The sequence below is a fragment of the Pseudomonas sivasensis genome, from assembly GCF_013778505.1.
In the GTDB taxonomy this organism is placed as follows: domain Bacteria; phylum Pseudomonadota; class Gammaproteobacteria; order Pseudomonadales; family Pseudomonadaceae; genus Aquipseudomonas; species Aquipseudomonas sivasensis.
Genome location: NZ_JAAOWU010000051.1, coordinates 1 through 557 on the forward strand (window position 1 = coordinate 1; position 557 = coordinate 557).

The window sequence follows — 557 nt, forward strand, 5'->3', positions numbered from 1 at the left end:
TGACCAAAGTAACGACCGGCTGAGCATCGCTGTGCGAAGTGGCGTTGTCGGCGTCGGTGACGGTCAGGTCAATTTTCGGCAGTTGATTACCGGCGTTGACGAAGTCCGCGCCCTTCTGCGTCAGCACCACGTTGGTACCGGACAGGGTGTAGTAGCCGTCCGCGTTGGTGCCAGTGGTGAAGGTGACTTTCAGGCTGGCCGTCGGGGTTTCTTCGTCAGTTGCTACGAAGCTACCGGCGATAGTGCCGACTTTGGCGCTGTTCTCAACAATGGTGGTCGCAGCCACGGTGATAACCGGGATGTCGTTGACCAGGGTGACATCTGGAGTAGCGGCGGCGTTCGCGCTGCCTTTGTCAGCATCAGTCACGGTCAGATCGAACGCTGGGAGTTTGTTCCCAGCATTGACGAAGTCAGCACCGGCCTGAGTCAGGACAACGTTGTTGCCAACGATGGCGTAGTAACCGTCTTTATTGCTGTCGCCGGTGAAGGTGACCACCAGGTTTGCAACTGGGGTTTCTTCGTCACCCACGGTGAACGAGCCCGCCACGGTGTCTTTG

1 protein-coding gene is annotated in these 557 nt (G+C 58.2%); it reads right to left on the reverse strand.

Going from position 1 to position 557, the window contains the following annotated elements:
• A partial coding sequence (locus G9Q84_RS29035; protein WP_203219277.1) for a hypothetical protein occupies window positions 1–557 on the reverse strand: 557 nt, incomplete at both ends.